Origin of the sequence: Microbulbifer sp. CAU 1566, from assembly GCF_023156515.1 — a bacterium.
In the GTDB taxonomy this organism is placed as follows: Bacteria; Pseudomonadota; Gammaproteobacteria; order Pseudomonadales; family Cellvibrionaceae; genus Microbulbifer.
The window spans coordinates 209,562-221,780 of the sequence record NZ_JALNMG010000004.1 but is presented as its reverse complement, the minus strand read 5'-3'; the positions used below and the strand labels follow the sequence as shown (position 1 = coordinate 221,780).

Here is a 12,219-nt window from a genome sequence, read left to right as displayed (position 1 = left end):
GAGATTCGCGATGGGTATCTTGTCTTGGATTATTCTCGGCCTGATTGCAGGTGCACTGGCCAAATGGATCATGCCGGGCCCGGATCCGGGTGGCTGGATTGTGACCATGGTCATCGGTATTGTGGGTGCCTTCATTGGCGGTTGGCTGGGTTCTCTGGTCGGCATCGGCGGCCCTGTTACCGGGTTTTCACTGGGCGACATCGTCACTGCGGTGATTGGCGCCATCGTATTGCTGATCATTTACCGCATGGTGAAATCCCGAAGTTGACCTTGACTATTCAGTCAATGACACTTTATAGCTAATATGGCTACAGGGCTCGCACTTGCTGCGGGCCCTGGTCACAGAACGGGGTTGGCAAACAGGATATAAATGGTTTTCTGACCGAGAGTTCGCAGTTATTCATAATTATTTGTACGGTTGTACCGGTTTTCACCGGTAGCCTTGTTTTTGGGGACCGAATTTCGGTGCCGGGGGATTATTCAAGCGGTTATGGCAAAGGAAAAAGTCTGGATCTTCGGTTGTGGTGATCTGGGGACTCGTCTGGCACTGAAGCTGGATCGCAAGGCGTATGACGTCTTCGGCGTGCGCCGCAATCCGCTGCAGGCACTGGCGCGCAAGCGCCGCGCCGACGTGGTCAACTGGCGTCGCGGTGATGCCACCAAACCGGAAGACATCCAGCGGCATCTGGGCAACGGTGCCGACATTGTCATCGCCACTTTTACTCCGGGTACCAGTACCTCACAAGCCTATCAGCGCGCTTATGTAGATACCGCAAACGTTCTGCGGGATGCATTGGCGAAACTTGAAAAGCCCCCTCGCCTCTTTCTGTGGATTTCCTCTACCCGTGTTTATGGCCAGAGCGGCGACCAGTGGCTGGATGAGCGCTCGCAGCCCCTCCCCGGCAGTTTTCAGGGTGAGGCATTGTTGGCGGCAGAGAAAATTGCCCAGTCGGTAGCGACGGAGAGTTGTGTTGTGCGGTTTGCGGGTATCTACGGCCCGGGCCGAGATCGCCTGTTGTCACAGGTGCGTGCCGGTCGCTGTGCGCCGCCGTCGCCACCGCAGTTCAGCAACCGGATTCATGTGGACGATGCGGTGGGTTTTCTGGCGCACCTGATCGAGGGCCAGAAGCAGGGTAAGCAGTTCGAGAAGTTGTATATCGGTGCGGACTGTACGCCGGTGCCCATGTATGAGTTACAGAGCTGGCTGGCTAAATCCATGGGTTACACCAGTGCGCACTTGCGCGAGGAAGTGGCCACCAGCGAGCGGCGCTCTAAAAAGATGAGCAACAAGCGGATGCTGGAAAGCGGCTACGAGATGCTGTATCCCGATTACCGTGCGGGCTATAACACCCTGCTGGAAAACGACTGAATATACCTGTCGCGCCGCCGTTCATAGGCGGCGCAGTGTCTTCCCTCATTGTCTTTGGGCGCGGGCGCCTTTAGATCACCATCACGCCTTCGGCTTCAAACTGTGCGCCCTTGGGCAGCTGGCTCACGCCTACCGCGGCACGGGCCGGGAAGGGTTTCGAGAACACTTCTTCCATGACTTCATTGACGGTGGCGAAATTGCTGAGGTCGGTGAGGTAAAGGTTCAGCTTGACGATGCTGTCGAGGGAGCCGTTGGCGGCTTCACACACGGCCTTGAGGTTCTGGAAAACCTGTACCGCCTGCTCACGGAAGTCGTCGGACACCAGTTCCATGGTTTCCGGCACCAGTGGAATCTGGCCGGATAGGTAGATGGTATTGTCGACCTTGACGGCCTGCGAGTAGCTGCCGATAGCAGCCGGTGCCTTATCGGTTTTTATCACGGCGCGATTGGGCATGGGTTACTTCTCCGGGCCTCAACAGGCCTGCTTGCTGAAAAAGAAAGCGGGAGAATATAGCGCGGTTTCCGGGGTTTGGGGAGCGGTCGTCAGCCGCAGGCAGCGATATGCGAAGCTGTCCACATTCCGTGAAAAACACGACAAAACCCTTTCGGGTTTCATCGGATTTTCGCAATTCGCATCCGCGTCAATCCATTGAATGCTTCGTTCGTAGGTTGGTGGCGGCACTGCTACCGATGTTTGCTCGCGAGACACGCCGTACACCCATCCCTGGGGGCTCGGCTGCGGCCGTCCTGGCCGCAGACGGTCCCGCGAGCAAACACCGGTAGCAGTGCCTTCGCATTGAACAATTGAGAAGTTGGTTGCCGCAGTTGGGTGCTTATTGGCACCTACGGGCGGGCGATCTTGATCACCGCAGGCAGGTTGCGCAGGCGTTTCATCACCCGGGCCAGGTGCACGCGGTTGGCCACTTCCAGGGTCATCGCGATGACACTGTGCTGGGCATCTTTCTCATCCACGTGGATCTGCTCGATACTGGCACCCTCTTCGGTAATGCGGGTGGCGAGTCGCGCAATGATGCCGCGCTCGGATTCCACTTCGACCCGCACATCGCCGAGGAACTCACCTTTCACATCCGGCGACCAGTTGACCGCCATGATGTTTTCCGGGTGTTCCCGCAGCTCTTCCGCATTGCGGCAGCTGTCGCGGTGCACCACTACGCCCTTGCCGGAGCTGATGTGGCCCATGATGGTGTCGCCGGGAATCGGGCGGCAGCAGCGGGCGAAGCTGATCATCATGCCCTCCTGGGCGTCGATGGTCAGCGGTGAGGAGATGTTGCTTGCTTCGGATTCGACGGTGCCCGGCGGTACCAGCAGTTTGGCCGCGGAGAAGGCGGCGCGGTTGCCGAGGCCGATTTCTTCCAGCAGCTTGTCGAAGGTTTCGCAGCGGGCTTCCTTGGCGCCGTGCAGTTTCTGTTCGTCGCTGAGGTCGGATGTTTTCAGCTTGAACTTCGCCAGGGCTTTTTCGAGTAGCCGCTGCCCCAGCGCAATGGAGTCGTGGTGGCGCTGGTGCTTGAGGTAGTGGCGAATGGCACTGCGGGCTTTTGCGGTCACCACAAAGTTGAGCCAGTTGGGATTTGGCTGCACGTTTTTGCTGGTGAGGATTTCCACTTTCTGGCCGCTTTCCAGTGGTTGCGACAGCGGCGCCAGGCGCTGGTTGATGCGCACTGCCACGCAGGAGTTGCCCACGTCGGTGTGCACCGAGTAGGCGAAGTCCACCGCGGTGGCACCGGCGGGCAGGTCGATGATCTTGCCCTTGGGTGTGAACACGTACACCTCGTCCGGGAAGAGATCGATCTTTACGTTCTCGATAAATTCTAGCGAGTCGCCGGCGCGCTGCTGCATCTCCAGCAGGCCCTGTACCCAGCGGCGCGCGCGTACCTGGCTGGTGCCGCCGGTATTCAGTACTTCGTCGCCAGAGGATTTGTACAGCCAGTGGGCGGCGATACCGCTGTTGGCCATCTCATCCATTTCCTTGGTGCGGATCTGCACCTCGATCGGCACCCCGTGCATGCCGAGCAAAACCGTGTGCAGGGACTGGTAGCCGTTGGATTTGGGGATGGCGATATAGTCTTTGAACTCGCTGATCACCGGCTTGTACAGGTTGTGGATAACCCCGAAGGTCCGGTAGCAGGTGTCCACGCTGTCGACGATGATGCGGAAGGCGTAGACGTCCATGATTTCTTTGAACGACTTCTTCTTCGAACGCATCTTCTGGTAAATGCTGTAGAGATGCTTCTCGCGGCCGATTACCAGCGCGTCGATTTTTTCCCGCTCCAGGCGCAGCTCGATGGCGTTCTGGATCTTCTCCAGCAGTTCCTTGCGGTTGCCGCGGGCGGCAACCAAAGCGGCGCGCAGGCGGCTGGCGCGCAGGGGGTAGATGGCGAAGAAGGCGCGGTCTTCGAACTCGATCCGCACATCGTTCATGCCCAGGCGGTTGGCAATGGGCGCGTAGATTTCCAGGGTCTCGCGGGCAATGCGCGCGCGCTTTTCCGGCTTGAGCGAGCCGAGGGTGCGCATGTTGTGCAGGCGGTCGGCGAGCTTCACCAGGATCACGCGGATATCCCGCGCCATGGCCAGGGCCATTTTCTGGAAGTTCTCCGCCTGCTTCTCCGCCGGGCTGTCGGTCTCGAACTGGGTCAGCTTGGAGACCCCGTCCACCAGATCCGCAATCTCTTCACCAAACTGCTCCGCCAGCGCCGCCTTGGGGATACCGGTGTCTTCGATGACATCGTGCAGCATGGCCGCGGCCAGGCTCTGGGCGTCCATGTGCATGCCCGCCAGGATGGTGGCGACGGCGAGGGGGTGGGTGATATAGGGTTCGCCGGAGCGCCGGGTCTGGCCCTCGTGGGCCTGTTCCGCGTAAAAATAGGCGCGTCGGACGAACTGAATCTGGTCGGTGGGAAGGTAGGACGAGAGGCGATGGGCCAGACTGTCGATGGTGTGCAAAGCCGCGATCGCCTCTTAGTGTTCCAGCAGTTCCTGTATCAAATTCTCAGATCTGGCTTACAGATCTTGCTCGGACAGGAATACCGGCGCGGGCGCGGCGTGGCGTACTGGCTCGTCTTCCGGCTCGTCGAGGATGCTGGCGTCAACGAAGCCTTCTTCGATTTCACGCAGGGCGATCACGGTAGGCTTGTCGTTTTCTTCCGGCACGAAGGGGTCGCGGCCGCCGGTGGCGATCTGGCGGGCGCGCTTGCTGCCTACGATAACCAGCTCAAAGCGGTTGTCTACGTGGTCGAGGCAATCTTCAACGGTAATACGGGCCATAAATCTTCTGTTCCAGTGTGGGCTCGCCCGTGTGGGCGAAATTAGCGAATTCTGGCGTCTGCCCGGCAGGTCAATGCAGGGGTGGACTGGGGGTAGCTATTCTACCGGACCGCGCGGTGTACGCAAATCGAACAGTCGCTGCAAGCGTGATTTGTTGTCTGGCGATGTACAGTGCGCGATATGCGAAGGTGGCGATACCGGGTAAAGCTTTGTGAGACCGTCTGCGGCCAGGACGGCCGCAGCCGAGCCCCCATGGATGGGTTTACGGCGTGTCTCACAAAGCTTTACCCGGTAGCGGCACCGCCACGGAGTCTGTTAAGAACTCTTGTTCGGTTACTGCTTCCGCAACAACGACTGCAGCAGTCCGCTGTGTTGTTCCTGCTGGCGCGACAGCCGCTGGCGCTCGGCCACCATGATGGCCTGGAGTTCGGCCAGGGCGGTGGTGAAGTCGTCATTGATGATCAGGTAGTCCGTTTCCACATAGTGGGACATTTCACTGATCGCCTGCGCCATGCGCTTGTCGATCACGCTCTGGTCGTCCTGGCCGCGGCCGGTGAGCCGCTCCAGCAGTGCCTGCTGGGACGGCGGCAGGATGAAGATACCCACGGTTTCCGGCATCTGCTTGCGCACCTGGGCGGCGCCCTGCCAGTCGATTTCCAGGATTACGTCGCGGCCGCTGGCCAGCGTTTCTTCCACCCACGCCTTGGAGGTGCCGTAAAAGTTCTCGAACACCTGCGCGTGCTCGAGAAAGGCACAGTCGCCGAGCATGGAAACAAAACTATCGCGATCCACAAAATGATAGTTGATGCCGTCGATCTCGCCGGGGCGCATGGGGCGCGTGGTGTGGGACACGGATACGGTGACCTGGCTGTCGTTCTCGATCAGTGCTTTGACGAGGCTGGTTTTCCCGGCGCCGGAAGGCGCGGAGACCGTATAGAGAGTACCTGTAGACACGGCGAACCTTGGTTAGATAACGATTGTGGGTGACTACCCTGGCGCACAGGGACTGGCGCATAGGGAGTAATGGGCGGGGATTATAACGAAAGGCGGTGGCCGGGGGCGAAACTGTGTGGATAAGTTTAGGACCGGGCTGGAATTAATGGTCGCGGGGGGGGTGGTGAACAGGCAGCCCCCCGGCCGGTGCTGGGGGCAAAGTGTTGGGCTTTTTCAGTCGCCTATCAACGGGGAGACAGGTAACCGAACCCGGCCGGGAGTGCCTGCGGAAACTCAACCTGAGCATTATGGGCGCTCTGGCTACTGCGGATTCCTTTTTGCGGACCTGACAACAGGCCCTAATTGCGAACGGGAGTGACTGTATCGTCTTTGTCGGTAAAAACCAACCAGTACCACAAGGCGGCGCTGACGAGACAGTAGCCGGCAAGCGGCACCCACAGGATCTGGGGCCATAGCGGCGCAATCGCCATCAGCGCCACCAGCCGGCTCATTTCCCAGTACCGGCTGCGCGCTTCACCGTCGAGAATACGGCCGTTGATCACCAGCCCGATGACCAGCATCAGAACCATGCTGGCGAGAATGCCGTAGCCGAGATCCCTGCCGTACCACAGCAGGGCCAGGGTAGCGCCGGAGTAAATCAGGTGTTGTGCCAGGACATAACCGCGCTGGCCGGCACTGATCTGCGGGTCAAAGCGCTGGAAGTTGTCCAGGTCGCCACTGGGTACCGGCATTGCCGCCTCGGCATCCGCCGGGCGGTAGCCGGTGGCGCGAAACCAGAGGGTGAGCTTCTCTTTCCAGCTTTTGGTGTACACCGCGTCCAGCCACATGCGTTTGAAGTGCTGCAGGTTGGCGGCGAGTGGATCGAAGGTGTTCAGGGGTTTGCGCACACCGTAGATGCAGGGTTCCTCATCCAGTTCCTCCTGATAGCTACCGAAAAGACGGTCCCACACAATCAGCACACCGCCGTAATTGCGGTCCACATAGACCTTGTTCTGGGCATGGTGCACCCGGTGGTTGGATGGGGTGACCAGAATCCATTCCATCCAGCGAACCTTGGGGAATTTCTGGGTGTGGACCCAGAACTGGTAGATCAGGTCGATGGCGCCGGCGGTCACCAGCAGTTCCCAGGGAAGGCCGATCAACAGCAGTGGCAGATAGAAAATCCACCCCAGCGGCACCAGGTCGCTGGACTGGCGCAGAGCAGTGGTGAGGTTGTAGTCCTCGCTCTGATGGTGCACCAGGTGCTCGGCCCAGAAAATATTGATCTCGTGGCAGATGCGGTGCTTCCAGTAATAACAGAAGTCGTAGGCGACAACTGCCAGCAGCAGGTGCCAGGGGTTGTCCAGTGACCACTGGATACCGAGACTCTGGTAAGTCGGCTCCAGCCACTGGTACAGCGGTATATAGAGGAGTACCAGAATCCCCATCCGCACCAGGCCGAGAATGCGGCTGAGAATACCGGCACCGAGACTGCCGATGGCGTCATTCAGCCGGTACAGGCCCCAGCCGCGCCAGCGATCCAGCGCCAGTTCGAGCAGTACGGCGAGCAGAAAAAATGGAATGGCAGCGGTGACGAGTCCCACAGGCACCTCGGAAATTGTCTATATCGTTATCTTTATCGTTTCATCGTCAGGCTTTTGACCTTGCGGGTAATGTTGCCACAGCCCGCGACGTGAACAATGTCCTCGGACACCGGATTTCGAAATCCGTGTGTGTTTGTCCCTTGATGCCAGCTAAAACCGCCAGGAGCGACCATGATCAACGCCTATGCCGCCGAATCCGCCGGCGCCGAACTCACGCCTTTCAGTTACGATCCCGGCAGCCTGAAGCCCAGGCAGGTGGAAATCCTGGTGGAATACTGCGGCCTCTGCCACAGCGACCTGAGCGTGGTGAACAACGAATGGGGCATGAGTGCCTACCCGGTGGTGCCGGGCCATGAGGTGGTTGGCCGGATCGAGGCGCTCGGTGCCGGTGTCACGCACCTGCAGGCGGGGCAGCGCGTCGGACTGGGGTGGCACTCCGGCTACTGCGGTCACTGCGGCGAGTGCGACAACGGCCACCAGAACCTCTGCGCCAGTGCCCAGCCTACCATCATCGGTCATCACGGCGGCTTTGCCGACAAGGTGCGCGCCAGTGCCGATAGCGTGGTGCCGATTCCCGATGGACTGGACCCCAAGGTTGTCGGTCCGCTCTTTTGCGCCGGCATTACCGTGTACAACCCGCTGGTGCAGTTCGACATCAAACCCAACAGCCGCGCCGCGGTAATCGGTATCGGCGGTCTCGGCCATCTGGCACTGCAGTTTCTGAACGCCTGGGGTTGTGATGTCACCGCCTTTACTTCCAGCGACAGCAAGCGCCTGGAGGCTCTGGAGCTGGGTGCCCACCACACCCTCAACAGCCGCGACCCCGAGGCCTTGAAAGCCGCCGCCGGCCAGTTCGACCTGATTATCTCCACGGTGAATGTAAAGCTGGACTGGAACACCTACCTCGCCACCCTCAAGCCCCGCGGCCGCCTGCACTTCGTCGGCGCCACCACCGAGCCGCTGGACCTCAACGTGTTTAACCTGCTGATGGCCCAGCGCCAGGTTTCCGGCTCCCCCGTTGGCAGCCCGGCCACCATCGCCGATATGCTCGAGTTTGCCGCGCGGCACAAGATTGCCCCGAAAGTGGAGCAGTTTCCGATGAGCAAGGTGAACGAGGCGTTCAAGCGTCTGGAAAGTGGTGAGGCGCGGTATCGAATCGTACTGACGGCCGGCGAATAGCCGTGACTGAAACCCCAATAAAAAAGGCCGGCGATTGCCGGCCAAACAAGGTGGGGTAAAGCGAAGCGTGACGTGAGAGCTGAAGCGCTTAAGGTGCCGCTTCGGCCTGCAGGGTCACTCCGGAATAACTGGTATAGCCGCGGATGCTGATATACCAGGTGCCCGCCTGTGGATTGCTGAAGCTGCAGCTCTCGCTGTTGCCGTAGCGGTAGGGCCGGCAGTTGTAGCTGCTGGTGGTGGGCTGTGAGCCGTAGCGCACATAGAGGTCACCATCACCGCTGCCACCGCTCATCAGCACTTCCAGTGCAGACATGCCGGAATTCACATTCAGGGTGAAATGCTGCCAGCTGCCGGAGGCGCCCGACAGGTTGCTCTCGGTCCAGCCGGTGGCACCGCCACCGCTGCCGCCTTCATCGAAGCTGCCGGTCAGGCTCACGCCAGAGAAACTGCTGTACGCGCGCACCATCACGTAATAGGTTCCCGCCTGAACATTCGAGATGTTGCAGGTTTCGCTATTGCCGTTCAGGTAGGGGCGGCAGTCGTAGGCGCTGGTGGTTGCCGCGGAACCGTAGCGGACATAGAGGTCTGCGTCGCCGCTACCGCCGGCAATCTGGAAGCTCAGGTTGGAAGCGCCTGCGGGAACCTGCAGGGTGTACTGCAATTCGCCACCGGTACTAGCCGAGAGTCCGGTTACCGCCACACCATTGCTCAGCTCGCCGTTGCCGGGCTCCGGGTCTGGGTCCGGGTTGCCACCGCCATTGACCGCATTCACCGCTGCCGAGGTATCCACGATACCGCTACCGCACTGGCTGCAGGATCCGGGGAAGCTGCGCGCGGTATTTTTCAGTGTGGATTCCACCTGATCCGGCGTGATGTTGCCATCGACCGCGTAGAGCAGTGCCGCAGCACCGGCCACATGCGGCGCTGCCATGCTGGTGCCCTGGTAGAAGGCGTAGTTGTCGCTGCCGGGGCCCTGGCTGCCGCTGTTGAGCGTGGAGAGAACGCCATTGCTGTTGGTGGACGTTTCACCTCCGGGCGCTGCCACATCCACCACACTGCCGTAGTTGGAGTAGTAGGCGCGGCTACCGGCGCGGTTGGTGGAGGCCACCGAGATGACGCCGGCGCAACTGGCCGGGCTGTAATTGCCCGCGTTGGCGTTGGAGTTGCCCGCTGCAACCACCACGGTGGTGCCGAGGCTGCGAGCCGTATTGATGGCGTTCTGGGTGGTGGTATCACAGCTGCCGCCGCCGCCGAGGCTCAGGTTGAGCACCTGCGCCGGGTTGGCGTTGGCCGGCACGCCGCTGACATTGCCGCCCGCGCCCCAAATGATGCCGTCAGCGATATCTGAGGTGTAACCACCACAGCGTCCGAGTACCCGGATGGGAACCACTTTCGCTTTATAGGCGACACCGGCAACACCGGTACCATTGTTGGTAACCGCCGCGATGGTACCGGCCACGTGGGTGCCGTGCCAGCTACTGCTGCGTGCCGGTTGCCCGGAACCACAGGCACCCGCGGGAGACCAGTCACCGGGGTCGCTGGCATCACTGTCGCGACCGTTGCCGTCCTGGGCCACGGTGGTGTCCGAGATCATGTCGTAACCGGGCAGGATGTTGGCATTCAGATCGGCGTGCGGGCGATAGCCGGTGTCGATTACACCGACCACAACACCTTCCCCCTGCGTCACATCCCAGGCTGCCGGCAGGTTCAGACCACCGGTGGCTTCAAAATAGTGCCACTGCTGGTTGTAGTTGGCGTCGTTAGGTACTGCCATGGGCTGCATCAGACGATCGGGTTCCGCGTATTCCACCTGCGGGTCCTGTTGCAGGCGCGCGATGATGGCATCCAGTTCCGATTTGCTTGCGCGCTTTTCCAGCTTCATCAACTGCGCCCCGGTAGCGAGGCGACGCATATGCTTGAAGCGATGACCGGAGGTCTGTGCTACCCGGTCGATGGCGGTCTGCGACATGGCCATGGCATTGGCGCCTGCCATGGTATTTTTGTATTTGACGATAACGCGGTCGGTAACCACTTCATCCGCCGCCACGGCCATGGCCGACAGCTCCGGCTCAACCGCCTGAGCAGAAAAGCTGGCGCCAAAAGTGGCGCTGATCAGCAGGGTTGCCGCACCGAGAGCGGTGCCAGGGCGCTGCTTCAGTCCAGAGCCAAGTTTCAATAACGCTGATAATTTCATTGTTGCGAATTTCTCCTTAATTATTTTTATCGGCGGCTCTGGGTAGAGCTGCCGTTAAAACACCGCGGAACTCCTGAGCGGCCCCTCCGGAACTGCCCGCAGTTGTGTTGCGGATTTCTTTCCGGGGGTCATGGTTTAACGAGGAGAGGGATTGCGCCCACAATGAAAATGAAGGACAACTCTTTGGATTTCGCGCCAAAATTAGGCGGTAATTGGTACGATCGTAACCCATTTGGGCTTAACTGTGATGCAGGTCTCCATGGCTGGCATTAAATTCACTGTTCGATCGCGCGCTATCACGCAGGGGGCACCGAGTTATCCGAAGCCAGGTGTGCGCGACGCATCGTCAGTACAAAACCCAACAACCCGAGTATCGGGCCGGGCAGCAGCAACCAGACAGCATCGGGACCGGCCCGTTCGAACAGAGCGCTGATGCCCGCAATTGAAACCACGGTAATCGCGAAGCCTGCGGAGTTCTGAATGGCGAGGGCCGCGCCCACCAGTTCTCGCGGACAGGCAGAGGCAGAAAGCGCAGAAAACTGCGGCGAATCCGCAATTACGGTCGCGCCCCAGACCAGCAACAAAATGGCGAGCCCGATTGCCGGTAAATCATTCCAGGACAAAACAAAAATCAGCGCGCAGCTACCGGATGCGGCAAGCGCGCCCAGAGCGACCGGGCCACTGCCGACCCGGCGCGACAGAAGGCCACCCAGCAGGCAGCCAATGGCGCCAACGGCGATAATCGCAAACGACAGGCCGGATACGCCAAGCGCCGGAAACCGCGCAAATAGCGCGGTGCCTGAAACCAGAAGAGGCACCATTGCCCAGAAGGCATACAGCTCCCACATATGTCCAAAGTAACCCCAGGCCGCTGCGCGAAATTGCGGAATTCGAAATGCCTGCAGCACAGCGGGTTGGGTAAAACGCCTGGGATTGGGCGTTGCGGATTTTTTTGCAGCGGGCGCGGGTAGGTGTGGGCCATCGCCAAGGCGGTATATCAACACGGCCGCAATTACAGCAAGCAGAGAGGAGGCGCTGATTATCAGCTGCCACGGTAGTCCCGCACCGGCTTCCCGCAATCCGTGCGGCAACGCCGTACCCAGCGTGAGCATTGCCACCAGTTGTGACAGCGCGGCACCGGCCCGCTCCGGTGCCCAGCTCACAATCAGTTTCATACCCATGGGATAAATGCCGGCGAGGCAAATGCCGACAAGAAAGCGGAAAAGCAGTGCGCTGCTCAGCCCCTCTGACAGCCAGGCAAAACAACCGTTGAATAGCGCTCCCGCAAGGGCGCTGACCGCAAAAATACGACTTGCACGATAGCGATCGGCGATACCCCCGAGCGCAAGCACCAGAGTGCCAAGAATAAAACCGCCCTGTACGGCATTGGTCAGCCAGCCGATATCGGTCGCCATCAGCTGCCAGTTCCTTGCGAGATCATCTGCCGCACTGTTGGCGCTGAACCAAAGTGAGGTGCCCAGTAGCTGTGCGGTGGCGATGATGGTGGCGGGGCTGAAGTATTTCATGGGCAGACGCGGCGGAGGAATTCTGTTTGCCAGCATTCTCCCATTTTGTGGATCGCAAAACCTCAGCAAAGTGGTGCGTGGCTCGCCGGTGCAATCGCAAAGAAGCCATTTGACTTTTTGGATTACAGGTGT

10 protein-coding genes are annotated in these 12,219 nt (G+C 60.0%); 3 read left to right on the top strand and 7 right to left on the bottom strand.

The window, feature by feature from the left end:
• Positions 1–10 precede the first annotated feature (10 nt).
• Both M0G74_RS11870 and M0G74_RS11865 read left to right on the top strand, forming a co-directional pair.
• Positions 11–268: a GlsB/YeaQ/YmgE family stress response membrane protein gene (locus tag M0G74_RS11870; protein ID WP_248217229.1), complete on the top strand. Its 258-nt coding sequence runs from the start codon at positions 11–13 to the stop codon at positions 266–268.
• Positions 269–490: 222 nt separating this feature from the next.
• Positions 491–1,369, top strand: coding sequence for an NAD-dependent epimerase/dehydratase family protein (locus M0G74_RS11865; protein ID WP_248217227.1), 879 nt, complete (start codon positions 491–493; stop codon positions 1,367–1,369).
• Between the two features lie 70 nt (positions 1,370–1,439).
• On the opposite strand, the gene M0G74_RS11860 is transcribed toward M0G74_RS11865, so the two are convergent.
• The 5 genes from M0G74_RS11860 to M0G74_RS11840 all read right to left on the bottom strand — a co-directional run bounded on the left by M0G74_RS11860 (position 1,440) and on the right by M0G74_RS11840 (position 7,188).
• Positions 1,440–1,823 carry a RidA family protein gene (locus M0G74_RS11860; protein WP_160151953.1) on the bottom strand — a complete coding sequence of 128 codons (384 nt, stop codon included), beginning with the start codon at positions 1,821–1,823 and terminating at the stop codon, positions 1,440–1,442.
• 389 nt (positions 1,824–2,212) lie between these two features.
• Positions 2,213–4,330 (bottom strand): RelA/SpoT family protein, encoded by a 2,118-nt coding sequence (locus M0G74_RS11855; RefSeq protein WP_160151954.1) that lies wholly within the window; start codon positions 4,328–4,330, stop codon positions 2,213–2,215.
• Positions 4,331–4,387: 57 nt separating this feature from the next.
• Positions 4,388–4,651: a DNA-directed RNA polymerase subunit omega gene (gene rpoZ / locus M0G74_RS11850; RefSeq protein ID WP_160151955.1), complete on the bottom strand. Its 264-nt coding sequence runs from the start codon at positions 4,649–4,651 to the stop codon at positions 4,388–4,390.
• Positions 4,652–4,984: 333 nt separating this feature from the next.
• Positions 4,985–5,605, bottom strand: a complete 621-nt coding sequence (gmk, locus tag M0G74_RS11845; RefSeq protein WP_160151956.1) for a guanylate kinase — start codon at positions 5,603–5,605, stop codon at positions 4,985–4,987.
• Positions 5,606–5,943: 338 nt separating this feature from the next.
• Positions 5,944–7,188, bottom strand: coding sequence for a sterol desaturase family protein (locus M0G74_RS11840; protein WP_248217225.1), 1,245 nt, complete (start codon positions 7,186–7,188; stop codon positions 5,944–5,946).
• A gap of 171 nt (positions 7,189–7,359) precedes the next feature.
• On the opposite strand from M0G74_RS11840, the gene M0G74_RS11835 reads away from it, so the two are divergent.
• Positions 7,360–8,367, top strand: coding sequence for an NAD(P)-dependent alcohol dehydrogenase (locus M0G74_RS11835; RefSeq protein WP_248217223.1), 1,008 nt, complete (start codon positions 7,360–7,362; stop codon positions 8,365–8,367).
• Between the two features lie 88 nt (positions 8,368–8,455).
• Here the strand turns inward: M0G74_RS11835 and M0G74_RS11830 are convergent, their stop codons facing one another.
• Together M0G74_RS11830 and M0G74_RS11825 are read right to left on the bottom strand one after the other, a co-directional pair.
• Entirely contained in the window at positions 8,456–10,561 is a 2,106-nt protein-coding gene (locus M0G74_RS11830) for a S8 family peptidase (RefSeq protein ID WP_248217222.1), read from the bottom strand.
• A gap of 296 nt (positions 10,562–10,857) precedes the next feature.
• Entirely contained in the window at positions 10,858–12,087 is a 1,230-nt protein-coding gene (locus M0G74_RS11825; protein WP_248217220.1) for an MFS transporter, read from the bottom strand.
• Positions 12,088–12,219 lie beyond the last annotated feature (132 nt).